20 protein-coding genes are annotated in these 23,511 nt (G+C 66.8%); 12 read left to right on the top strand and 8 right to left on the bottom strand.

What is annotated here, in order from left to right:
- Positions 1-9: 9 nt before the first annotated feature.
- From CLG96_RS07370 to CLG96_RS07360, 3 genes are all read right to left on the bottom strand, one after another.
- The gene (locus CLG96_RS07370; RefSeq protein ID WP_165799577.1) at positions 10-1,617 is read right to left on the bottom strand and encodes a GMC oxidoreductase; all 1,608 of its coding nucleotides are present in this window, start codon (positions 1,615-1,617) and stop codon (positions 10-12) included.
- Positions 1,618-1,985: 368 nt separating this feature from the next.
- Positions 1,986-2,219 carry a response regulator transcription factor gene (locus CLG96_RS07365; RefSeq protein ID WP_107967198.1) on the bottom strand — a complete coding sequence of 78 codons (234 nt, stop codon included), beginning with the start codon at positions 2,217-2,219 and terminating at the stop codon, positions 1,986-1,988.
- A 250-nt stretch (positions 2,220-2,469) separates the two neighbouring features.
- A complete protein-coding gene (locus CLG96_RS07360; RefSeq protein WP_107967197.1) occupies positions 2,470-3,351 on the bottom strand; it encodes a LysR family transcriptional regulator in 882 nt (293 codons plus the stop codon).
- Positions 3,352-3,452: 101 nt separating this feature from the next.
- Between CLG96_RS07360 and CLG96_RS07355 the strand changes: the two genes are divergently transcribed.
- The 6 genes from CLG96_RS07355 (at position 3,453) to chrA (ending at position 10,796) form a co-directional block, all read left to right on the top strand.
- Positions 3,453-4,610 carry an acyl-CoA dehydrogenase family protein gene (locus CLG96_RS07355; RefSeq protein WP_207796620.1) on the top strand — a complete coding sequence of 386 codons (1,158 nt, stop codon included), beginning with the start codon at positions 3,453-3,455 and terminating at the stop codon, positions 4,608-4,610.
- Between the two features lie 232 nt (positions 4,611-4,842).
- Positions 4,843-6,438: a carboxyl transferase domain-containing protein gene (locus tag CLG96_RS07350; RefSeq protein WP_107967295.1), complete on the top strand. Its 1,596-nt coding sequence runs from the start codon at positions 4,843-4,845 to the stop codon at positions 6,436-6,438.
- 8 nt (positions 6,439-6,446) lie between these two features.
- A complete protein-coding gene (locus CLG96_RS07345; protein WP_107967195.1) occupies positions 6,447-8,312 on the top strand; it encodes an ATP-binding protein in 1,866 nt (621 codons plus the stop codon).
- Complete coding sequence (locus tag CLG96_RS07340) at positions 8,312-8,764, top strand: MaoC family dehydratase (protein ID WP_107967194.1); 453 nt, start codon at positions 8,312-8,314, stop codon at positions 8,762-8,764. The genes CLG96_RS07345 and CLG96_RS07340 overlap by 1 nt, the downstream gene beginning before the upstream one ends.
- Positions 8,761-9,615, top strand: coding sequence for an HpcH/HpaI aldolase/citrate lyase family protein (locus tag CLG96_RS07335; protein WP_107967294.1), 855 nt, complete (start codon positions 8,761-8,763; stop codon positions 9,613-9,615). Before CLG96_RS07340 ends, CLG96_RS07335 begins: the two co-directional genes overlap by 4 nt.
- A gap of 14 nt (positions 9,616-9,629) precedes the next feature.
- Positions 9,630-10,796 carry a chromate efflux transporter gene (gene chrA, locus CLG96_RS07330; RefSeq protein ID WP_107967193.1) on the top strand — a complete coding sequence of 389 codons (1,167 nt, stop codon included), beginning with the start codon at positions 9,630-9,632 and terminating at the stop codon, positions 10,794-10,796.
- Positions 10,797-10,799: 3 nt separating this feature from the next.
- On the opposite strand, the gene CLG96_RS07325 is transcribed toward chrA, so the two are convergent.
- From CLG96_RS07325 to CLG96_RS07315, 3 genes are all read right to left on the bottom strand, one after another.
- Positions 10,800-11,708: a diacylglycerol/lipid kinase family protein gene (locus CLG96_RS07325; protein ID WP_165799576.1), complete on the bottom strand. Its 909-nt coding sequence runs from the start codon at positions 11,706-11,708 to the stop codon at positions 10,800-10,802.
- A 52-nt stretch (positions 11,709-11,760) separates the two neighbouring features.
- Positions 11,761-14,184: a TonB-dependent receptor gene (locus CLG96_RS07320; RefSeq protein WP_107967191.1), complete on the bottom strand. Its 2,424-nt coding sequence runs from the start codon at positions 14,182-14,184 to the stop codon at positions 11,761-11,763.
- A gap of 101 nt (positions 14,185-14,285) precedes the next feature.
- Entirely contained in the window at positions 14,286-16,301 is a 2,016-nt protein-coding gene (locus CLG96_RS07315; RefSeq protein ID WP_107967190.1) for a tetratricopeptide repeat-containing sulfotransferase family protein, read from the bottom strand.
- Positions 16,302-16,537: 236 nt separating this feature from the next.
- Between CLG96_RS07315 and CLG96_RS07310 the strand changes: the two genes are divergently transcribed.
- The gene (locus CLG96_RS07310; protein ID WP_107967189.1) at positions 16,538-16,735 is read left to right on the top strand and encodes a hypothetical protein; all 198 of its coding nucleotides are present in this window, start codon (positions 16,538-16,540) and stop codon (positions 16,733-16,735) included.
- A gap of 32 nt (positions 16,736-16,767) precedes the next feature.
- Positions 16,768-17,427: a ribonuclease HII gene (locus tag CLG96_RS07305; RefSeq protein WP_107967188.1), complete on the top strand. Its 660-nt coding sequence runs from the start codon at positions 16,768-16,770 to the stop codon at positions 17,425-17,427.
- A 59-nt stretch (positions 17,428-17,486) separates the two neighbouring features.
- Here CLG96_RS07305 and folP read toward each other — a convergent pair whose 3' ends face one another.
- Both folP and CLG96_RS07295 read right to left on the bottom strand, forming a co-directional pair.
- On the bottom strand, positions 17,487-18,590 hold the full coding sequence (gene folP / locus CLG96_RS07300) for a dihydropteroate synthase (RefSeq protein WP_107967187.1): 1,104 nt from the start codon (positions 18,588-18,590) through the stop codon (positions 17,487-17,489).
- A 241-nt stretch (positions 18,591-18,831) separates the two neighbouring features.
- Complete coding sequence (locus CLG96_RS07295) at positions 18,832-19,971, bottom strand: site-specific DNA-methyltransferase (protein WP_107967186.1); 1,140 nt, start codon at positions 19,969-19,971, stop codon at positions 18,832-18,834.
- Positions 19,972-20,273: 302 nt separating this feature from the next.
- Here CLG96_RS07295 and CLG96_RS07290 point away from each other — a divergent pair, with 302 nt between their 5' ends.
- The 4 genes from CLG96_RS07290 (at position 20,274) to CLG96_RS07275 (ending at position 23,475) form a co-directional block, all read left to right on the top strand.
- On the top strand, positions 20,274-20,408 hold the full coding sequence (locus CLG96_RS07290) for an aa3-type cytochrome c oxidase subunit IV (RefSeq protein WP_107967185.1): 135 nt from the start codon (positions 20,274-20,276) through the stop codon (positions 20,406-20,408).
- 13 nt (positions 20,409-20,421) lie between these two features.
- Entirely contained in the window at positions 20,422-21,549 is a 1,128-nt protein-coding gene (locus CLG96_RS07285) for a Re/Si-specific NAD(P)(+) transhydrogenase subunit alpha (protein ID WP_107967184.1), read from the top strand.
- Positions 21,550-21,608: 59 nt separating this feature from the next.
- The gene (locus CLG96_RS07280; protein WP_107967183.1) at positions 21,609-21,896 is read left to right on the top strand and encodes an NAD(P) transhydrogenase subunit alpha part 2; all 288 of its coding nucleotides are present in this window, start codon (positions 21,609-21,611) and stop codon (positions 21,894-21,896) included.
- A 127-nt stretch (positions 21,897-22,023) separates the two neighbouring features.
- On the top strand, positions 22,024-23,475 hold the full coding sequence (locus CLG96_RS07275; protein WP_107967182.1) for an NAD(P)(+) transhydrogenase (Re/Si-specific) subunit beta: 1,452 nt from the start codon (positions 22,024-22,026) through the stop codon (positions 23,473-23,475).
- Positions 23,476-23,511: the final 36 nt, after the last annotated feature.

Raw genomic sequence — 23,511 nt, 5'->3', positions numbered from 1 at the left:
CTACGGTCTCTATCGGGCGATATGCACGTTCTTTAGCCGTTCGGCGAGACGCAGCGCGAGGGCGATGATGTTGATCGTCGGCATGTTGCCGCCGCCCGTGGTGAAGACCGAACTGCCTGCGATGTAGAGATTGGCGACCGAATGGACGCGGCAATGCTCGTCCACAACGCCCTTGCGCGGATCCTGGTGCATCCGCGTGGTGCCCATATGGTGCCAGGTCGTCATCACGCTCCGGTCCCAATCGTCGCCCCATTGTTCGGGTTCCATCTCGACGCGGCCGATGCCGAGCGCCTCGACCTCGCGGCCGAGCAGCGCGATCGCCGTCTGATGGCTGCGTTTCTCCATCTCGCCCACCTTCCAGCGCAGCTTCACCCGGTTGATGCCGAACCGGTCCCTGTCGCCGTTCAGCGTGACGCGATTGTCCGGATCGGGGGCGGCCTCGAGCACGCTTTGCAGCTCGAAATGATGGGTGAGGCGGCGCGAACGGGTCTGGCGCGCGAGCCATGCGGTCGAGCTCAGCGGCAGGCCGATCACCGCGCTGCGGACATCGGCGAGCGCGAGCGGCTCCGTATTGTTGCGGGTGAGCGCCTTGTAGAGCCGCTTGCCGGAATCGACCCGCGGGCTGCTTTCGAACAGATAGGAGCCGATGAAGCCGATATGACATTGCAGCAGCTCGCGCTCCCGCTGGACCTCGCGCGAGAAGCCGATGCTGGCCGCCGGCTGCGTGCCCGCGCGGGCGAAGCGGCGGTTCCCATAATAATAGGTCACATCGTAGAAGCGGCTATAGGATCGCGGCGCCTGCAGATAGAGGCGCCCCATGCGGATGCGCGGATGATCCATGAAATAGCGGCCGACCACGTCATGATCATTGCCGAGGCCCGCCGGGCGCGCCTTGCGCGAGAGCAGGAGCAGCCGCGCATTTTCGATCCCGCCCAGCGCCAGCACGACGATCCCCGCCTCGACGCCGATCGTCCTGTCGGCCGCGGTGTTGATGCGCACGCCCGTCGCGCGCGTACCATCCTCGTTCGTCACTATCTCCGACGCGGTGGCATGGAGGAGGACACGGCTCAGGCCGCTGCGCGACAGCTCGTGCCGATAGACGAAGCCGAAGCGCGTCGGCGGGCTGAGCTGGCTGATCACGTTCGTCAGCCCGCTGCCGTTGAACTGGATCAGCGGCGCATCATGCGCCTGGCCATGTTCCGCCCAATAGGACAGGTCATAGGGCGCATCGGGGAGCTGGAGCGCCTCGTTCGCGCGGGGATAATAGGGCTTGAGCACGTCCAGCCCGATCGGCCAGCCGCTATTGGGCACCCAGAACCGCGCCTCCATGTCGATTTCGTCAAACGGGCGGCTCCAGCCGGCCCAGCAATTGGAGCTGCCGCCGAAATGGCGCGTCCGCGTCGTCACCAGATCATAGGGCGAATATTCCACCTCGCCCAGATAATGGGACTGGGATTCGGCCGAGAAATCGAGGCCGCCCGCTTCGACCAGGCAATTCTCGATGCCGAGCCGGGACAGTTCTCGCGAGATGGTGATGCCTGCCGGGCCGGCGCCGACGATGCACACGGCCGTCCTGATCTTGGTTCCGACGGGAAGGGAACGGGCATCGATCATCATGGCTAACGGCCCCCTGCGTCGCGCAAAGACAGGATCGCTGCCATCAATCTTTCCCCCCATCCGATCGGACTGATTCTGCGAATGACGCAATTCGCGATCTGAGGAAAACACTATAAGGGGAGCAAGGTGATCGGAACGGGGGATAATACCCACTGTCTATCCATCATGTATATTGCCATGACGGGAAATATATGTCCGAGCAAACTATGTAGTAATAGTAAATAGGAAGGCGACGCTGTTGTTTTATACTATGTAGAACATGTTTTCGGTTTTTGAAAAACACCCCGACAAGCCAGGATGTTCCTGGCTCATCGGGCGGGGGGAGTGCGGTGGGATGGGGCGTCCCCGGAGTCGATCCGAATGACCGGCTAGATACGACCGGGGAGGAGAAGTCCGAACTTGAGAGCAATCGTGATCATATGCACGCGGTTGCGCGCTTGAATCTTCAGTCGAATATGATCGACATGCGATTCCACGGTGCGCGGGGAAACGGACAGGGCAAGGGCGACCTCCTTGGCGGAATTGCCCCGGGCCATCATCGTTAATATTTGCCGCTCTCTTTCCGTAAGAGTCGGTTTAATTGGCATATCATGATCGAGCATGGCTGCCCCCTTGAATGGTTAAAGACAAATATGATCAAGGTCCATAATTCTGCGTACCTTATCAGACTAGAATCCATGTAATATATCGCAGGTTAGCAGACCTTTATGTTCCGCACGGCTTTTATTATTTTTGCGGGACTATCCAGTTATGCTGCACGCCTTTGCAGTGCAGCACATCTGTCTCGGTTGTGACTTTGGCGCATTCGGCGAAACGTTTGCGTTGGATCGCTCGGCTCGGGCTGGGACTGGATCAGGATAGAGGAGAAAAGGTCGGGACGGTGCACCGCAGCAGATCCACCAACGGCGATCCTTGCTGCAGCATTTCCGCATGGGCGGCGAACAGCAGGCCGATATCGCGGCGCAGCGCGAAGCCCGCGAGCCCGGGCCGGGCAACGCCTTCCGCACGATAGCTTTCGGGCATGACCGTGACGCCCATTCCGGCGCGGACCATGGCCAATGCGCGATCGTCATTGGTCGTCCGAAGCGCAAAGAAGGGGCGGACGCCGCGTTCCGTGAAATAGCGGCTGGTCTCGGACAATATCTCGCAATGACGCCGCACGATCATCACATCGTCCGCCAACGCCTCGCCTGCGATGCTCTCCCGATCGGCGAGCGGATGACCGGCGGGGAGCGCGAGCGCATAGCCTTCGGAGAGCAGCGTCTCGCGCGCGAAACGGTCATTTTCCGGGCGGACGATCGTCAGCGCGACATCGACTCGGCCGCGCGCGAGCCGCTGGAGCAGGTCGCGCTCACCGCCCTCGATTATCTCATAGCGCTCCTCGCGCGCACCTGCGGCCTCGGCGGCGACGAAGCCGGCGAGAATGTCCGTCGGGATGCTGCTCAATATGCCGATGCGGATGGTGGGGCGCGGCCGGATGCCGACAAGCGCGGTTTCGGCGAGATTGAATTCTCGCTCGATCCGGCGCGCATGGGCGGCGAAGCGGCTGCCGGCCTCGGTGAGATGCACGCGCTGGCTGGAGCGGACGAACAGCGGCGTGCCGAGCAGCCTTTCGAGCTTGGCGATGCCGACCGACAGCGTGGGCTGCGCGACATTCATCTGGGCGGCGGCGCGCGAGAAGCTGCCATAATCCACCACGGCCAGGAAATAGCGCAGCAGATAGCGGTCGATCATAGACAGAAACTATGACCTGCACGCCGATCTTTCAATTTTTCTTGGGGGTCCAAGGGGCGTAAGCCGTCTTCCGAAAGCAGAACATATCCGAGAGGATGGCCATGGACGTCGCCGCGCTCGACTTCGCGCTGGGCGAGACCGCCGATGCGATTCGCGAGACCTGCCGCCGCTTCGCCGCCGACCGTATCGCGCCGATCGCGGCGGAAATCGATGCAAGCAATAGCTTCCCGCGCCGGCTCTGGCCCGAAATGGGCGCGCTCGGCCTGCACGGAATCACGGTGGAGGAGGAGTTTGGCGGGCTGGGGCTCGGCTATCTCCATCATGTGGTGGCGATGGAGGAGATTTCGCGCGCCTCGGCCGCGATCGGGCTCAGCTATGGCGCGCACAGCAATTTGTGCATCAACCAGATCCGCCGCTGGGGATCGGAGGAGCAGAAGCGCCGCTATCTGCCCAGGCTGATTTCGGGCGAGCATGTCGGCGCGCTCGCAATGTCCGAGGCGGAGGCGGGATCGGACGTGATGTCGATGCGGCTGAAGGCCGAGCGGAAGGGCGACCGCTATATCCTCAACGGCACCAAATATTGGATCACCAACGGCCCCCATGCCGATGTGCTCGTCGTCTATGCCCGGACCGATCCGGCGGCAGGCGCGAAGGGCATCAGCGCTTTCCTGATCGAAAAGGGCTTCAGGGGTTTTTCCGTTGGGAAGAAGCTCGACAAGCTGGGCATGCGCGGGAGCGACACGGCCGAGCTGCTGTTCGACGATTGCGAGCTGCCCGCCGGCAACCGGATGGGGGAGGAAGGGCAGGGCGCGCAGATATTAATGTCCGGCCTCGATCATGAGCGCGCGGTGCTGGCGGCGGGGCCGCTCGGGATCATGCAGGCCTGTCTCGACGTGGTGCTGCCCTATGTGCGCGAGCGGCGGCAGTTCGGCCAGGCGATCGGATCGTTCCAGTTGGTCCAGGCCAAGGTGGCGGACATCTATGTCGCGCTCAATTCGGCGCGGGCCTATGTCTATGCGGCGGCGCGCGCCTGCGATGCGGGTCGGACGACGCGTCATGACGCCGCGGGCGCGATCCTGCTGGCGAGCGAGAATGGGGTGCGATGCGCGCTGGAGGCAATCCAGGCGCTGGGGGGCGCGGGCTATACGAAGGAATGGCCGGTCGAGCGCTTCCTGCGCGACGTCAAGCTTTATGACATCGGCGCGGGGACCAACGAGATCAGGCGCTATCTGATCGGGCGCGAGCTGGTGGGGATATGAGGTCGCGCGTCCCGCCGCCCCGGCGAGGGCAGGAGCTCTCCATAATCCCAATCGTCATGCCGAACTTGTTTCGGCATCCACGCCTTATCCGCACCGTCGCGCGGGTTTCACGGTGGACCCTGAAACAAGTTCAGGGTGACGATGGACTTATGCAAAGGTCCCGCTCAGGCCGAGGGCCTGTCGCGCTATTCTCCCAGGGCAGCTTTCGTGGCGAGAGGCGACGGGGGGGATGATGGGGGCGCTGTCCACACTCGTCGATCGCGACGGCGAGGAATATCGCCGGAACCGCGCGCATAATCTGGCTCTGGTCGAGCAATTGCGCGCGAAGGTGGCGGCGACGGCGCTGGGGGGATCGGAGGCGGCGCGCGCGCGGCATGTCGCGCGGGGCAAGCTGCTGCCGCGCGACCGCATCCACCGGCTGCTCGATCCGGGGTCGCCTTTCCTGGAGGTGGGCGCGCTGGCGGCGAACGGCCTATATGAGGATGAGGCGCCGGCGGCGGGCGCGATTGCGGGCATCGGCCGGGTTTCGGGACGCGAGGCGATGATCCTCGCCAATGATCCGACGGTGAAGGGCGGCGCCTATTTCCCGATCACGGTGAAGAAGCATCTGCGCGCGCAGGAGATTGCGTGGGAGAACCGGCTGCCCTGCATCTATCTGGTCGACAGCGGCGGCGCCAACCTGCCGCATCAGGCGGAGGTCTTTCCCGATCGCGACCATTTCGGCCGGGCCTTCTACAACCAGGCGCATATGTCCGCCGAGGGGATCGCGCAAATCGCCTGCGTGATGGGAAGCTGCACGGCGGGCGGCGCCTATGTGCCCGCCATGTCCGACGAGACGGTGATCGTGCGCGGGCAGGGGACGATCTTCCTCGCTGGGCCGCCGCTGGTGAAGGCGGCGACGGGCGAGGTGATTTCGGCGGAGGAGCTGGGTGGTGCGGAGACGCATGGCCGCAGGTCCGGCCTCGTCGATCATGTCGCCGAAAGCGACGAACAGGCGCTCATGATCGTGCGGGAGATTATGGGCCGGCTCAACGGCGTGAAGGCGGTGGATATCGATATCCAGCCGCCCCGGCCGCCCAGGCTCGATCCGGACGATCTCTATGGCATCGTGCCGACCGATGTGCGCGCGCCCTATGATGTGCATGAGGTGATCGGGCGGATCGTCGATGGATCCGAGCTGCATGAATTCAAGCCGCTTTATGGGGTGACGCTGGTCTGCGGCTTTGCGCGGATCTGGGGCATGCCGGTGGCGATCCTCGCCAATAATGGCGTGCTCTTTTCGGAATCGGCGCTGAAGGGCGCGCATTTCATCGAGCTTGCCTGCCAGCGGCGCGTGCCTCTGCTGTTCCTCCAGAATGTCTCCGGCTTCATGGTCGGCGGCCGATATGAGGCGGGCGGCATCGCCAAGGATGGCGCGAAGCTGGTGACGGCGGTGGCGACCGCTTCGGTGCCCAAGATCACCGTGCTGATCGGCGGCAGCTTCGGCGCGGGCAATTATGGCATGTGCGGCCGGGCCTATTCCCCGCGCTTCCTCTTCACCTGGCCCAACAGCCGGATCGGCGTGATGGGGGGCGAGCAGGCGGCGGCGGTGCTGGCGACGGTGCATCGCGAGGCGGAGACATGGACGGAGGAAGAGGCCGAGGCGTTCAAGGCGCCTATCCGCCAGAAATATGAGGAGGAGGGCAATCCTTATTATGCGACCGCCCGGCTGTGGGACGACGGGGTCATCGATCCGGTGCAGACCCGCGACGTGCTGGGGCTTGCGCTGTCCGCAACGTTGAACGCGCCGATCCCGGAGCGGCCGCGCTTCGGATTGTTCAGGATGTGAGGGGGCGCATGATCCCGTCGCTGCTCATCGCCAATCGGGGGGAGATTGCGCGGCGGATCATCCGGACGGCCAGGCGCTTGGGCATCCGGACGATCGCGGTCCATTCGGATGTGGATGCGGCCATGCCCTTCGTGCGCGAGGCGGACGAGGCGGTGGCGATCGGGCCCGCGCCGGCGCGGGAAAGCTATCTGGCGCAGGACAGGATATTGGCGGCGGCGCGCGCGACGGGCGCGGCGGCGATCCATCCGGGCTATGGCTTCCTGTCCGAAAATGCGGAGTTTGCCGAAGCGGTGCAGGCGGCGGGGCTCGTCTGGGTGGGGGCACCGCCGGCCGCGATCCGGGCGATGGGGCTGAAGGATGCGGCCAAGCGGCTGATGCAGGCGGCGGGCGTGCCGGTGACGCCCGGCTATCTGGGCGCGGACCAGAATGTGGCGCGGCTCCGGGCCGAGGCGGAGGCGATCGGCTATCCGCTGCTGATCAAGGCGGTGGCGGGCGGCGGCGGCAAGGGAATGCGCCGCGTCGATCGGGCGGAGGATTTTGCCGATGCGCTCGCCTCCTGCCGGCGCGAGGCGGCGTCGGCCTTTGGCGACGATCGGGTGCTGATCGAGACCTATGTCGCGTGCCCGCGCCATATCGAGGTGCAGATATTCGGTGACGCCTATGGCGAGGTCGTCCATTTGTTCGAGCGGGACTGTTCGCTCCAGCGGCGGCACCAGAAAGTGATCGAGGAAGCGCCCGCGCCGGGAATGGATGGCGATACGCGCGCGGCCTTGTGCGCGGCGGCGGTGCGCGCGGCAAAGGCAGTCGATTATGTCGGCGCGGGAACGATCGAGTTCATCGCCGATGCGTCGGCGGGGCTGAGGGCGGACCGCATCTGGTTCATGGAGATGAACACGCGGCTGCAGGTCGAGCATCCGGTGACGGAGGCGATTACGGGGCAGGATCTGGTCGAATGGCAGATCCGTGTGGCCTCGGGCGAGCGGCTGCCCCGGCGGCAGGAGGAGCTGGCGATCGACGGATGGGCGATGGAGGCGCGGCTCTATGCGGAGAATCCGGCGCGCGGATTCCTGCCTTCGACCGGGCGGCTCGACCGGCTGCGCTTCCCTGGGGGCGTGCGCGTCGACAGCGGCGTGGAGGAGGGCGGGGAGGTGACGCCCTTTTACGATCCGATGCTCGCCAAGCTGATCGTCCATGCGCCGTCGCGTGGCGCCGCGGCGGCGCGGCTGGCGGAGGCCTGTCGGGCGATTCAGGTCTGGCCGGTCGGGACCAATGCCGCCTTCCTCGCGCGCGCGGCGGCCGATCCGGATTTCGTGCGGGGCGCGGTCGATACGGGCTTTATCGAGCGCCATGCCGGGCGGCTGGTGCCGGGCGCGGAGCCGTCCGAGGCGGGGGTGGCAATGGCGGCGCGGGCAATGCTGCCGGCGCCGGGAAATGATCCCTGGACGGCGCTGCCCGGATTTCGCGCCAATGCGGCGCCCGAGCGGCGCGTGGCGGTGGAAGTGGGCGGGCGCGTGCGCCTGGCCGAGGTCGTGCCCGGGGGCGAACCCGTGACGGTGGAGTTGGGGGGCGAAAAGGTGCTGTTCCTCGATGGCGAGGCCTGGGCGTTCGGGCCGCCGGTGGCCGAGCATGCGGGCGGCGGGGGCGGAGTTTCGGACGGGGCGATCATGTCGCCCATGCCGGGGCGGATCGTGGCGGTGGAGGTGGCCGAGGGGGATCGCGTCGCCAAGGGACAGAAGATCCTCCTCCTGGAGGCGATGAAGATGGAGCAGGCGCTGGTCGCCCCCTTCGACGGCATCGTCGCCGAGATGAAGGCGGCGGCGGGCGGGCAGGTGGCGGAAGGCGTGATGCTCGCGCGGATCGAAAGGGCGGGCTGATGGCCGGGCTTTATTATGAGCAATGGCAGCTGGGCGACCGGATCGCCCATGAGATACGCCGGACGGTGACCGAGACGGATAATCTGCTGATCTCCGCGCTTACGCATAATCCGCAGCCGCTGCATCTCGATGCGGTCCATGCGGCGGCCAGCGAGTTCGGCCGGATCGTCGTCAACGGTACCTTCACCTTCGCGCTGATGGTGGGCCTGTCGGTAGGCGATACGACGCTCGGCACGCTGGTGGCCAATCTGGGCTATGACAAGCTCGTCATGCCCAAGCCCGTCTTCATCGGCGATACGCTGCGCGGCGAGAGCGAGGTGGCGGCGTTGAGGGACAGCCGGTCGCGGCCCGAGGCGGGGATCGTCACCTTCCGCCATCAGCTGTTCAATCAGCGCGACGAGATTGTCTGCCAATGCCTGCGCATCGCGCTCGTGCGGAGGAGGCCGGCATGAGGCTGCGCTCGCTGCTGTTCGTGCCGGGGGACAGGCCCGAGCGGTTCGACAAAGCGGCGGCAAGCGGGGCGGATGCGCTGATCCTCGATCTGGAGGATGGGGTGGCGCCCGAGCGCAAGGAATATGCGCGGGCGGCAGTGGCGGAGCGGCTGGCGCGGGGGCCAGGCGGGCCGGCGCTGTTCGTGCGGATCAATCCGATCGGCAGCGAACTGGCGGAGGCGGATCTGGCGGCGGTGCTCGAATATCGGCCGGATGGGATCATGCTCCCCAAGGCGGAGGGACGGCGGTCGATCGAGCGGCTTTGCGCGCGGCTGGGGCGGGAGCAGGTGCCGATCCTGCCGATCGCGACCGAGACGCCGGCGGCGCTGTTCCGGATCGGCGAATATGGCGAGGTGGCGGAGCGGCTGTGCGGGATCGGCTGGGGCGCGGAGGATCTGCCTGCCGCGATCGGGGCGATAAGCGCGCGCGAGGCGGGCGGCCGCTATACCGCGCCCTATGAGATGGTGCGCGCGCTGGCGCTGTTCGGCGCGCATGCGGCGGGGGTGGCGGCGATCGAGGCCATCTATCCCGCCTTTCGCGATGCCGAAGGGCTGGCGGCCTATGCGGCGCGGGGGCGGCGCGACGGCTTTACGGGGATGATGGCGATCCATCCGGCGCAGGTGCCGGTCATCAACCAAGCCTTTACGCCGGGCGCGGAGGAGCTGGCGGAGGCGCGCGCGATCGTCGCGCTGTTCGCGGCCGATCCGGGGGCGGGGGTGCTGAGCCTCGACGGGCGGATGGTGGACGCGCCGCATCTCGCGCGGGCGCGGCGGCTGCTCGCTTCGATGGGCGAGGACATAAGCGAGCGTTGAGGCATAAGGGGGCGATGCTTGCGCTCTTCGCCCTCTTCCTGCGCCTTGGCCTGACCTCCTTCGGAGGGCCTGTCGCGCATCTCGGCTATTTTCGGGCGGAGCTGGTGGCGCGGCGGCGCTGGCTCGACGACGCGGCCTATGCCGATCTGGTGGCGCTCTGCCAATTCCTGCCCGGGCCGGCATCGAGCCAGGTGGCGTTCGGCATCGGCCTCAGGCGGGGCGGCCTGCCGGGCGGGCTTGCCGCATGGAGCGCCTTCACCTTGCCTTCCTTCCTGCTGATGACGGCGGCCGCTCATGGGCTGGGGCTGTTCCATGGGAGCTTGTGGGCGGGGGCGTTGCATGGGTTGAAGCTGGCGGCGGTGGCGGTGGTGGCGCAGGCGGTGTGGGGCATGGCCGCGATGCTGGCGCCGGACCGGGCACGGGCGGCGATCGCCTGCGGGGCGCTGCTGCTGGCGCTGACGGGCAATGGCCTTGCGCAGCTGGTGGCGATCATCGGCGGGGCGCTTGCCGGGCTGCGGCTATGCAGGGCGGCGGGCGTGTCGGCCCGGGGGGAGATGGGGGCCGTGCCGGGGCGGCGCGCGGGGGCGATGGCGCTGATCGTCTTTGCGCTGCTGCTTGTGGCGACGCCGATACTGGGCGCGGTGCTGCGATCGCCGATGCTGACGGTGTTTGCCGCCTTCTATCGTTCGGGTGCTTTGGTGTTCGGCGGCGGGCATGTCGTGCTGCCGCTGTTGCAGGCGACGGTGGTGGCGCCGGGCTGGGTCTCGCCCGAACGCTTCCTTGCCGGCTATGGACTGGCCCAGGCGCTGCCGGGGCCTTTGTTCAGCTTTGCCGCCTATCTGGGCGCGATCGCCGCGATCGGGCCGGGCGGACTGGCGGGCGCATTGCTGGCGACGGCGGCGATCTCGCTGCCGGGCCTGCTCATCCTTTATGGCGCCTTGCCCTTCTGGCACGGTCTCGCGGCGCGGCCGGGCTGGGCGGCGGCGGTCAGGGGCGCGAATGCGGCGGTCGTCGGCCTGCTTGGGGCGGCGCTCTATCATCCCTTATGGACGACGACGATCCTGCGGCCGGGCGACCTTGCTGCGGCGGCGCTGGGATGGATGGCGCTTATCCGCTGGCGCGTGCCGCCGCTGGCGGTCGTGCTGTTTTGCACGGGCTGGGGGATGGCGGCGCGCGGCTGAGCTTCAGCGGGCGGGCGGGACCATCAGGCTCAGCGCCCGGGGCAATATGGCGAAGCGGAGCGGCATCGCCATGCGCCGCACCTCGCCATCGAGCGCAATCTCGATCGAGCGCGAGCGCGAGCTGACGGAGAAGCGGCGGCATTCGGCGAAGGCGGCGAAATCCTGCGCCGGATCGCCCCGGCCGAACATGATGCGCAGCGCGAACCAGATTATGCCCGGCCGCGAGCGGATGGGCACGACGAACAGCGAGAGCTTGCCATCGTCGAGCGCAGCCCGCTCGCCGATATGGCCCGCGCGCAGGCGATAGAGATTATTACCGACGAAGAGGAGCGGCGTGTGCACCGTGCGCACCGCCCCTTCGATCCTGAGGCGCATGCGATGATGCGGCAGGCGGCGCAGCGCCGCCCAGCCGGCGAGGAAATTGGCAAGCCATTTGGGCAGATGATGGCGCCGGCGCTCCTCCTCCCGCCAGCGGACGAGCAGCGGATAGAAGCCGACCGAGGCATTGTTGACGAAGCCGGCATCATTGACCGTCGCCAGGTCGATCCGCCTTGTCATGCCATGGATGGCGACATTGGCGGCCGCGGGTAGATCGAGCGGGATGCCGAGCTGGCGGGCGAGATGGTTGCGCGTGCCGAGCGGCAATATGCCGAGCCGCGCCGCCGAGCCGCGTCGCGCCAGCGCATTGGCGGCGGCGCCGAGCGTGCCGTCGCCGCCCGCGACGACGATCAGCGCATGATCCGCACAGGCGCGGACCGCATCGCCCACATCCTCCCCCTCCACCAGCCGGACGTCCGCCGTCGCCCCCGCATCGGCGAAGACGGCGGCGATCCGCTCCTCAAGCCCCGCCCCAGCCGCGATGGCCGCCCCGCCATTGCGGTTGACGATCACGGGCGTGGCGGCGCTGGTCACGGGCGGGAAACGATTGCGGGGCGGGGAAGGTCCCGCCCCGATGATGGCGCTCCTATCGGAACTTGCGTCCGACGCGCAGGCCGATCGTGCGCGGCTGGGCGGTGAAGGTGTAGATGCGGCCGCCGCAGATGGAGGATGAGCATTCCGAATAGCGGTAGATATCCGGCCGCGAATCGAAGACATTCTTCGCGAACAATTCCACCGACCAGAGATTGGTGGTGAGGCCCGCCGTCAGATCGACCAGCGCATAATCGGGCCGCTTGCCGAACACCTCGCGGTCGCTGGTGCGCAGATCGTTCCAACTGCTCGACTGATAGACGAGCGATCCCTGGAGATGCGCGCCGAAATCGCCCAGGCTCCATTCGTAGCGCGCGGACGCATTGCCCTTGAATTTGGGCGTGGTCGGCAGGCGGGCGCCGTCGGGGGCCAATATCTCATTATCCGCATCCGGCGTGTCCACCGAACAGTCCGGACTGTTGGCGATCTTGCAGAAATTGTTGGCGAGCTTGGCGTCGGTATAGGCGCCTGCGGCGCTGAGCGTGAGGCCCGGCGTGGGGACCCATTGCAGCTCCGCCTCCGCGCCCTTGATATGGGCGTTGCGCGCATTCTGGATCTCGGTGAGGCCGTTTGCGCCGAGGAAGGAGAATTGGATGCCCTTCCATTCCAGATAGAAGAGCGCGCCGTTGAAGCGCAGCCGGTTGTCCAGCCAGGACGTCTTGAAGCCCAGCTCGTAATTGGTGAGGAAATCGGGTTCATAGGGCGGCAGCGTGCCGCGCCGGTTGATGCCGCCCGGGCGATAGCCGCGCGACCATGTGGCATAGACGAGCCGATCGGCATCGAACTTGTAGGTGAGGTTCAGCCGGTGCGTGAAATCGGTCTTGCGCGCGCGCTTGGGGCTGATCGATCCGTCCGCATTCTCGACGCCGAGATTGGTGCAGGGGCCGCCCGCCACCAGCACCGGCCCGTCCGCGCCGCCGAAGCAGGCGCCGACGCCCGTCGAGCTGCTATAGCCTTCGCCGAAGCCGAAGAAGCCGACCAGGCTGTTGTCATAGCGGAAGATGCGGCCGCCGGCAGTTGCCGTCAGCCTGTCGGTGAGGTCATAGCTGATCTCGCCGAAGGCGGCATAGTCGCGATCGACGCGCTTCTGCTTGGTGAGCCACAAAGTGTCCGTCCAGCCCGGCACTTCCAGATCGGAGGCGAGACCATCGACCTGATAATTCTGCTGAATATTATGGCCCTGCCGCTGATAGAAGAGCCCGCCCACCAGCCTGAGCGGCGCGGTGGGATCGGTGGCGAAGCGCAGTTCCTGGCTGATCTTGGAGAAACGGTCCCGCCCGGTGATATGCTGCGACGGGTTTATATTGTCGCCGGCATCATTCTGCAGCGTGTAGCCATAGAGCACGTCGTAGAAATAGCTGTAATCCGAATAGTCGGACTGGCTGTCGATCTTCCGGTTGAGATAGCTGCCGGCATAGGTGACGTCGACGCTGCCGATCTTGCCTTCGATGGTGAGCGCCGCCTGATACCAGCGATCATTCTGCCCTTCGGGGAAGAAATGGCTGACTTCGAGATCGCCCACCGCCTTGTCATAGGCGAATATGCCATGGCTGCGCTGCTTCTGCGCCATGATGGTGGGCGTGACCGTCCAGCGATCGTCGAGCTCGACGCGCAGCGCCGCGCGGCCGCCATAGGTGTCGACGTCGTTATAATCGTCCTCGACGCGGGCATCATTGTTCACGGTGACGCCCGAGGCGGGGAAGTCGAGGCTGCCGGGGACATTGTCGATATAGCCGGCATCATGCTCATACCAGCCGACGAGACGGATGGCGGCATTTTCGGCGACGGGGAGGTTGACGAAGCCCTCGCCGGTATAGCCGGTGCCGCCTTTCTCGACGCTGTTCACCTCGGCATTGGCGGCCCCTTCGAGGCTGCCGAGCTCGGGCTTGTTGGTGATGATGCGGATCGTGCCCGCCTCCGAGCTCGCGCCATAGAGCGTGCCCTGCGGGCCGGACAGCGTCTCCACCCGGGCGATGTCATAGACATGGACGTCGAGCGCGCCCTGGATGGTCGTGATCGGCTGTTCGTCCAGATAGGTGCTGACCGAGGGGAGCGAGGCCGAATGATTGGGCACCTCGCCGCTCACCACGCCGCGGATGAAGGCCTGGCTCGAGCCCGGGCCGAAGGAGGTGAAGGAGACCGAGGGCAGATATTTCACATAATCGGTGAAATTGCTGACCTGGAGCTGCTCCAGCCGCTCGCTGCTGATCGCGGTGATGCTGATCGGCACCTTCTGCAGACTTTCCTCGCGCTTCTGCGCGGTGACCACGATCTCGTCGAGGCCGGCGGACGGGGCGGGGGAGGCGGCGGCCTCCTGCGCGTCCGCCGCCGCGAGCGGCGTCAGCATGGTCGAGGCGAGCAGCAGCGTGGCGCGGAACGCCGCGCCGGCCGCGGCGCGACCGTTGGAATGGATCGTCATCAAGACCCCCTTTTGATGTTCTGGCTTCGTTGTTCCTTTCGTCCTGCCTGCGTGTATCGGGCGGCTTTTTGCCGCTCCTCTTATCGGTGGGCCCGCGCGCCTCAGGGCGCGTGCGGATAGGCGTCGAGCACGGGCCCGAGCGCCTGTTTCAGCGGATCGAGCCAGGGTTCGAAATGGCGCCAATGATCGACGGCGTCGGTGAAGATCGGCCGGCGGACCTGCTCGGAACTGGCGGTCCGGACGGCGCGGTCATTCTGCCAGAAGGCAAGGCAGGCCGGATCGAAGGGCAGGCCGACATGATCGAGCAGGCGGCGCACCTCGCCTTCGGTATCGGCGATCATCGATTCATAGATCACCCGATGCACGCGGCCGGGCAGGACGGCATCGCAATGCGCCATGAACGCGACATAATCGCGATAATAGAGGCCGATATCCTCAAGCCCGTAGGTGAAGCCCTGGCCGCGCGCGAAATGCTGCTTGAAGCCGGACAGGCAGCAGCCAAGCGGATGGCGGCGCGCATCGATGATCTTGGCATTGGGCAGGATCAGATGGATCAGCCCGACATGCGCCCAGTTATTGGGCATCTTGTCGATGAAATAGGGGCGATCGGTCTTCCGCTGGATGCGGGTGCGCGCGAGATATTCCTCGCCGAGCGTGCGCAGATCGTCGGCGGAGAGGCTCGTCAATATTTCGGGATAGAGGCTGGTTTCGGAGCGGCGCTTCGCTTCGCCCAGCCGCCGCGCGATCGCCATCAGATCGGGCAGCTCCATCGTCCCTTCGACGAGCGGATGGCTGGCGAGTATCTGTTCGACCAGCGTCGAGCCCGCGCGCGGCAGGCCGACGACGAAGATCGGATCGGGCGCGTCGCAGCCGCCACCCTGCCGCGCCGCGAAGAAGGCGCGATCGAACAGGGCGACCGAGCGGCGGACATGCTCGCTCGTCTCCGCCGGATCATAGCGCAGCTGTGCGCGGCGTATGGCATTGCCGCGCGCATAATGATCGAAGGCGGGGCCATGGTCGCCACGATCCTCCCGCGCCTTGGCGAGCGCGAAATGGAGGTGAAGCTGATCCTCCTCGGCCAGATCGGGCCGGTCGAGCGCGGCCGCCATCGCGCCGAGCTGGGCATCGTCGAAGCGATAGGTTTTGAGATTGGCGAGGCTCCACCAGGCCTCCCCGAGCGCGGGCGCCTGCTCGATCGCGCGGACATAGGCGGCGATCGCCTCGTCGCGGCGGCCGACCGTCTTCAGCGCATGGCCATAGCTCATCCAGCCCTTGGGCTGGTGCGGATGTTCGGCGAGAAGCGCGGAATAGAGCGCGATCGCCGCCTCATAATCGCCGAGGCGGACGAGGATCGCGGCGCGCAGCGTGCGATAGCCGGGATTGGCGGGGTCGCGCGCCAGCAGGCGATCGACCTCGGCCAGCGCGTCGGCCGGCCGGTTCTGCCGCTGGAGCACCTGCGCATAGCTCCGCCGCGCGGCATCGAAGCCGGGGCTCAATTCCAGGCAGCGTTCGAGCAGCGTGCCGGCATCGCCATAGCGGCCGAGCCGGGCCGCGACCTCCGCGAACATGCGGATCGCGGCGACATCGGTGGGATGGCGCTTCAGCCGGTCGCGCAGCAGCGTCTCGGCGACGGCGAGGCGCTCGTCGCACAGCGCCAGCGCGGCCTCGACCAGCTCGGGATCGGTGACGGACGCCTTGATCGCGCGGGCATGAGCGGCATCCGCTCCGGCATCGTCGCCCGAAAGCTTGAGCAGATCGGCAAGCCCGCGCCACGCCTCGGCATCGGCGGGATCGAGCGCCACCGCGCGGCGCCAGGCGGCGATGGCGGCGGGCATCTCGCCCAGCGCCGCCTCGGCCAGCGCAAGCTCCTGCTGCGTCGCGGCGGAACGGGGCTGGGCGGCGGCGAGGGCAAGGAGCGTCTGGCGCGCGGCCGCCGCCTTGCCGCACAGCCGGCGGGCGCGGGCGAGCAGCAGCATGGCCGAGGGATGATCGGGCACGACCGCCAATATCTCGCTCGCCTGCCGCTCGGCGAGGGCGGGATCGGAGCGTAGCAGCCGGTCGGCATGGCGGAGCGCAGTCGCCAGCGTGCCGACAGGCTCTGATACTCGACTGGCCACGCCTTACCCCGATGCGACGGAAATCTTACGGATCAGATTCCCGTTTCGCCTCCGTGTCAACAAAATGTTGCAATGCAATGCGAGAGGAGCGATCATCGGCTGTCGTGCGGGCGGGAAAGCGGGAAGTTCCCTCGATCCGCCGCCTTTCGTCGCGGAAAGTGGCCGAAATGGCGCGCATGGGATTGCAGGGACGCGCAAATTCTGCCTAGCGGCGATTTTTCCACGGATCCGGGGGGATGCGCGTGCTCGTCAGTGCAGCCTTTGCCTATAGTCTTTTTGCCAGCTTCATCCTGTCCAGCATGTCGCGCAACCAGCGCGCCAAGCGCCCGCATGCGCCGATGCTCGCTCTGTGCGGCTGGGGGCTGATGTCGCTTTCCTTCACGGTCGCGCTGCTGCTGCTGGGCGTGGCCGCGATGCGGCTTTTGGGGCTATAGGCGAACCCGCCCGATAATGGCATAGGCGGCCCGTGACGACCGCCCGCAAGTCCGCGCCCGAGCGCCCCTTCGCCCGCAGGAAGGCGAGCCTGTTCCCGGCCGTGATCGGTTGCGACGAGGTGGGGCGCGGCGCGCTTTGCGGGCCGGTGATGGTGGCGGCGGTATGGTTCGAGCCGCAATGCCTGCCCAAGGGCGTGCTGGGGCGGCTCGACGACAGCAAGAAATTGACGCGCGAGGAGCGCGAGGCGCTCTATCCCCTGATCATGGGCTGTGCGCGCGTCGCCTTCGCGGCGCGATCGGCGCGCGCGATCGATCTGTTCGGCATCAGGACGATGACGCTCGATGCGATGCGCGCCGCGATCCGCCGGCTGGCGATGGATGCGCCCGTCCGGATCGATGGGGTGGACGTGCCGCGCGGGCTTTCGGGCGATGCGATGGCGGTGGTGCGCGGCGACGGCAAGGTGCCGCAGATCGCCGCCGCATCGATCCTCGCCAAGGTGATGCGCGACCGGCTGATGGCGCGGCTGGCGATGCGCCATTCGGGCTATGCCTGGGATCGCAATGCGGGCTACGGCACGGCGGCGCATCGCGATGCGATCCTGCGGCTGGGATCGACGGGGCATCATCGCCGCTCCTTCGGGGATCTGTTCTCGTCGCTGGCTGCGCCGCCGGAGCCCGCCGAGATCGGCTGAGGGTAGGTGGCCTGGCGGCTTGAACTGGCGCGCTCAGGCTGAACGCGGTTGGTGCAACTCTAAGTGAAAGCCGCATCGTGCAGGCCGCGCCATATGTCGAGCGCCTGCACGGTTTCGAAGACGTCATGGACGCGCAGGAGCTGCGCGCCCTGCGCCGCGCCGGATAGCGCGAGCGCGATCGAGCCGCCGAGCCGGCGATCGGCGGGGGCATCGTTCGAAAGCGCGCCGATCAGCCGCTTGCGGCTCGCGCCGAGCAGGATCGGGCAGCCCAGCCCGTGGAAGAGCGACAGGCCGTTCAGCAGCGCGAGATTGTGGCGCAGCGTCTTGCCGAAGCCGATGCCGGGATCGACGATGATCCGTGCCCGATCGATGCCGGCGGCCTCCGCCGCGAGGATGCGCGCCTCCAGCCAGTCATGGACGTCGATCAGCACATCCTCATAGCGCGGCGCATCCTGCATCGTGGCGGGCGTGCCGAGATGATGCATGAGGATGACGGGGCAGCCCGCGCGCGCGACCAGCTCCAGCGCGCGGGGGTCGTGGCACAAGGCGGAGACGTCGTTGACGATATGCGCGCCCGCGGCGAGCGCGGCCTCCATGACGGCGGCCTTGCGCGTGTCGATCGAGATTATGGCGCCGACGGCGGCGAGCCGCTCGATGATGGGAAGGGTGCGGGCCATCTCCTCATCCTCGGCCACGGTGGCGGCGCCGGGGCGAGTGGATTCGCCGCCGATATCGAGGATCGCAGCGCCGGCCTCCACCATCGCCATTCCCGCGGCGGCCGCGGCGGCGGGATCGCCGATATGGACGCCGCCGTCGGAGAAGCTGTCCGGCGTCATGTTGAGGATCGCCATCGCCTGCGGCCGATCGAGACGGATGGTGCGCGGGCCGAGCGCGAGCGGCGCGCGCGGGGCGGTGAGGCGGGCGAGGATGGCGTGGGCGGCGGCCTGCTGCTCCTCGTCCAGCGTGGCGAGGAAGGCATGGAGGCGTGCGACGGGGATGAGGGGTTGGGCGACGCGCTTTCCGCCCAGGAGGGCGATGACCTCCAGCGCGGAAAAATGGAGCGGGCCGCCGGCGAGGCGGAGCGACCGGCCGGCCGCGCCGGAAGCCGCGTCGATGAAGGCGGTCGGGCGGAAATAGAGGCGGGCGGCGGGGGGAATGATCACGGTATCGGTCTCTCGTGCTGCCCCGGCGGATCTTGGACCGAGTTGGATGATCCCGTCATCCTATCGCCATTCCCGCGCGGGCAGGACCCTTTGCATAATCTGCCGCCATCCTGAACTTGTTTCAGGGTCCACCGTGAAATCTGCGCGCCGGCGCGGATGAGGGGTGGATGCCGAAACACCTTCGGCATGACGATAAGGGCTATGCAAGGGGCCTGCGGAGGCGGGGCGGCGATAAGTGGCGCTATTCCCCCGTGGCGGCGAGGTGGCGCTGGCGCAGCGTGTCGATGGGGAGGAGCTTGCCGGCTTGCTCGACATGCCAGAAGGTCCAGCCATTGCAGGAGGGCGCATTTTGAAGCGTGGCGCCGAGCTTGTGGATCGAGCCCGCGGCGCCATCGGCGACGAGCGTGCCGTCCGCGCGGACCTCCGCCTTCCAGCGGCGCTTGGCGTCGGTGAGGATCGTGCCGGGCTGGAGCAGGCCGGTCTCGATCAATATGCCGAAGGCGACGCGCGGCGCGGATTTCTTCTCGGGCACGCCCGCCATCGCGCTTTCGTCGAGCGGCAGGGTGGAGGCGATGCGCTCGCTGGCGACCTTCACATATTTGGGCTCGCGCTCGATGCCGATCCAGCGGCGGCGCAGGCGCCGTGCGACCGCGCCCGTGGTGCCCGTGCCGAAAAAGGGATCGAGCACGATGTCGCCCGGCTCGGTGGAGGCGAGGAGGACGCGATAGAGCAGTGCTTCCGGCTTCTGCGTCGGATGCGCCTTGTGCCCGTCATCATCCTTGAGCCGCTCGCCGCCCGAGCAGATGGGGAGCGACCAGTCCGACCGCATCTGGAGATCGTCGTTGAGGCCCTTCATCGCGCGATAGTTGAAGGTGTAGCGCGCCTTTTCCGACTTGGAGCACCAGATCATCGTCTCATGCGCGTTGGTGAAGCGCGTGCCCTTGAAATTGGGCATGGGATTGGCCTTGCGCCAGATGATGTCGTTGAGGATCCAGAAACCCTCGTCCTGAAGCGCGGCGCCGACGCGGAAGATATTGTGATAGCTGCCGATCACCCACAGCGTGCCGTCATCCTTGAGCACGCGGCGCGCCTCGCGCAGCCAGGCGCGGGTGAAGCGGTCATAGGCCTCGAACGTGTCGAACTTGTCCCAATCATCGTCGACCGCATCGACGCGGCCGCCCTCGGGACGGAAAAGATCGCCGCCGAGCTGGAGATTATAGGGCGGATCGGCGAAGATCAGGTCGATCGAGCGATCGGGCAGCTTGGCCATCGCGGCCACGCAATCGTCCATCAGGATCGTGTCCAGGGGGAGGAGCGAAAGCTTCGGCCGCGCCTTCGTCGCAGGCTGTTGCTTCGTGTCGATACGTTTCAGAATTCCCATGGGCCCCATCCTTGCCGGTCGAGAAAAGACCCTGAATCTTCGCGAGTCGCGGGTCAAGCCCCGGTGGATTTGGGGTGATTCGCACCCAGGGTGGGAACGGAAGGAGTCCGTACGCAGCATCTGGAGTCCGGCCGGCCTGCAGGACTCAATCCCTTGTGGTGTGGCTGAAAGGACTCAATGCCCATCCGAGTGACCGGGGGTGTAAAATAACCTGCCTGAAAGACCTGGCGCATGACCTTGAGGCATAAGGCGGGTACCGTTAGAACCCTGCCCGAAAGTTCAGGACGAGCCGGGGGACAAGCATGGCCGAAAATGGCGCGAAGATCGAGCTAAAGGAGCATGAGGCGACCTATGCGCGCTTCCTGAGCTTCTTCAAGTTCGGCACGATTGCCTGCGCGATCCTGGTCGGGATCGTCCTTCTTCTGATTTCGCGCTGACCGGGGCGTGCCAGTGAAGATCGCAGTGCTGCGCGAGGCGGCGGCGGGCGAGCGCCGCGTCGCCGCGACCCCCGAAACCGTGAAGAAGCTGACCGCGCTCGGCGCACAGCTCGCCGTCGAGACGGGGGCGGGGCTGACCGCCTCCATTTCCGACAAGGGCTATGCCGAGGCCGGCGCGACCGTCGCCGACCGCGCCGCGACGCTTGCCGGGGCGGACATCATTCTCGGCGTGCAGGGGCCGGATCCGGAGACCCTCGCCGGAGCGAAGCCCGGGGCGTGGCTGGTGGCGGCGCTCAATCCGTTCGGCGAGCGGGCGCGGGTCGAGGCCTATGCCGCGGCCGGCCTCGAGGCGCTGGCGATGGAATTCATGCCGCGCATCACGCGCGCCCAGTCGATGGACATACTCTCCTCCCAGTCGAACCTTGCCGGCTATAAGGCGGTGCTCGATGCCGCGTCCGAATATGGCCGCGCCTTTCCGATGATGATGACCGCGGCGGGTACCGTATCGGCGGCGCGCGTCTTCATCATGGGTGTGGGCGTGGCGGGGCTGCAGGCGATCGCGACCGCGCGGCGGCTGGGCGCGCAGGTTTCCGCCACCGACGTGCGGAGCGCGACCAAGGAGCAGATCCTCTCGCTCGGCGCCAAGCCGATCTTCGTCGAGGAGGTGAAGGGCATAGAGGGCGAGGGCAGCGGCGGCTATGCCACCGAAATGTCCGAGGAATATAAGGCGAAGCAGGCCGAACTGGTTTCAAGCCACATCGCCAAGCAGGACATCGTCATCACCACCGCGCTGATCCCGGGGCGCCCCGCGCCGCGGCTGATCTCCGACGCGCAGCTCGCGACGATGAAGCCGGGATCGGTGATCGTCGACCTTGCGGTCGAAAGCGGCGGCAATGTCGAGGGCGCGGTGGCGGGCGCGATTGTCGAGCGGCATGGCGTGAAGATCGTCGGGCACCGCAATGTGCCGAGCCGGCTCGCGGCGGACGCCTCGGCGCTGTTCGCGCGCAACCTCTACAACTTCCTTTCGGCCTTCTGGGACAAGGAAGCGGGGCGGCCCGTGCTGCCCGAAGATGACGAGATCGGCCAGGCGATCCGGCTGACCCAGGATGGCAAGGTCGTCAACACGCGGTTGCTGGCTTAGGCCGGCTAGCCCATCCCGCCTCCGGGGGCGAGGAGTGGCGGGGCGAAAGGGGAGTGCCCATGGATTTTATTTCGATATTGTCGCTGTTCGTGCTGGCCTGCTTCGTCGGCTATTATGTCGTCTGGTCGGTGACGCCGGCGCTCCATACGCCGCTGATGGCGGTGACCAACGCCATTTCCTCCGTCATCATCGTCGGCGCGCTGATCGCGTCCGCGGCGGCGGGATCGGCCAGCGCCAAATATCTCGGCCTGGCGGCGGTGGTGATGGCGTCGGTCAACATTTTCGGCGGCTTCGCCGTCACCGAGCGCATGCTGGCCATGTACAAGAAGAAGGAGCGCAAGGGCTGAGGCCGCTTGCCTTGGGAATGAACGTCATCCCGGCACGAGGGCCGGGGCCCATCCAGCCTCTTCGCGAGGGGATGGTCTGGAGGGATGCCGGCTTTCGTCGGCATGACGAGAGGGGGAAATAGGGACGATGAACGAAGCCGCCGCAGCATCCGTTGCCGCCGTTGCCGAGCATGGCGCGGGCGCATCCGCCTGGGTCGCGCTCGCCTATCTGATCGCCGGTATCTGCTTCATCCTCGCGCTGCGCGGGCTTTCCAGCCCGGAAAGCTCGCGGCGGGGCAACCGGCTGGGCATGATCGGCATGGGGCTCGCGATCGTGACGACGCTCCTCACGCATGAGATCGCCTCGCTTCCCGAAATCGCGATCGCCGTCGCGATCGGCGGGGGCATCGGCTTCGTGACCGCGCGGCGGATCGCGATGACGGCGATGCCGCAGCTCGTCGCCGCCTTCCACTCGCTGGTGGGCCTCGCGGCGGTGCTGGTGGCGGCGGCGGCCTATCTCAATCCGCTGGCCTTCGGCATCGCCGGTGCGGACGGGATCATCCATCAGGTCAGCCGGGTCGAGATGGGGCTGGGCGTGGCGATCGGCGCGATCACCTTCTCCGGATCGGTGATCGCCTTCCTGAAGCTCAACGGCAATATGAGCGGCAAGCCGATCATGCTGCCCGGCCGCCATGTGATCAATCTCGGCACGCTGGCCGCGATATTGGGGCTGGTCGCCTATTTCCTGACCGACCAGAGCCCCTGGGTGTTCTTTCTCGTCACCGCGCTCAGCTTCGTCATCGGCTTCCTGCTGATCATCCCCATCGGCGGCGCGGACATGCCGGTCGTCGTCTCGATGCTGAACAGCTATTCGGGCTGGGCGGCGGCCGCGATGGGCTTCACGCTGCACAATAGCGCGATGATCATCACCGGCGCGCTGGTGGGCTCTTCGGGTGCGATCCTGTCCTACATCATGTGCCGCGCGATGAATCGCAGCTTCATCAGCGTGATCGCGGGCGGCTTCGGCGCGGAGGCGGGCCCCGCGGGCGGGGGCGAGAAGATCGAGCGGCCGTGGAAGCGCGGCTCGGCCGAGGATGCCGCTTTCCTGATGAGCCAGGCCGAGCAGGTGATCATCGTGCCCGGCTATGGCATGGCGGTCGCCCAGGCGCAGCATGCGCTGCGCGAAATGGCCGATCTGCTGAAGGCCGAGGGCGTGCGCGTGAAATATGCCATCCATCCGGTGGCGGGGCGCATGCCGGGCCATATGAACGTGCTGCTGGCCGAGGCGAACGTGCCTTATGACGAGGTGTTCGAGCTGGAGGACATCAACTCCGAATTCGCGCAGACCGACGTCGCCTTCGTGATCGGCGCCAATGACGTAACCAATCCGGCGGCCAAGACCGACAAGAGCTCGCCCATTTACGGCATGCCCGTGCTGGACGTGGAGAAGGCCAAGACCGTGCTGTTCGTGAAGCGCTCCATGGGCGGCGTGGGCTATGCCGGCGTCGACAATGACGTCTTCTATCGCGACAATACGATGATGCTGCTCGCCGACGCGAAGAAGATGGTCGAGGATATCGTGAAGGCGCTAGGTCATTGAGATCCCGCGCCCTCTCCCCGTGCGGGGAGGGGCGCA

The organism is Sphingomonas oleivorans, from assembly GCF_003050615.1.
In the GTDB taxonomy this organism is placed as follows: Bacteria; Pseudomonadota; Alphaproteobacteria; order Sphingomonadales; family Sphingomonadaceae; genus Sphingomonas_H; species Sphingomonas_H oleivorans.
Note: the sequence above shows the minus strand (reverse complement) of the source record. Positions and strands in the feature narration are given on the sequence as shown.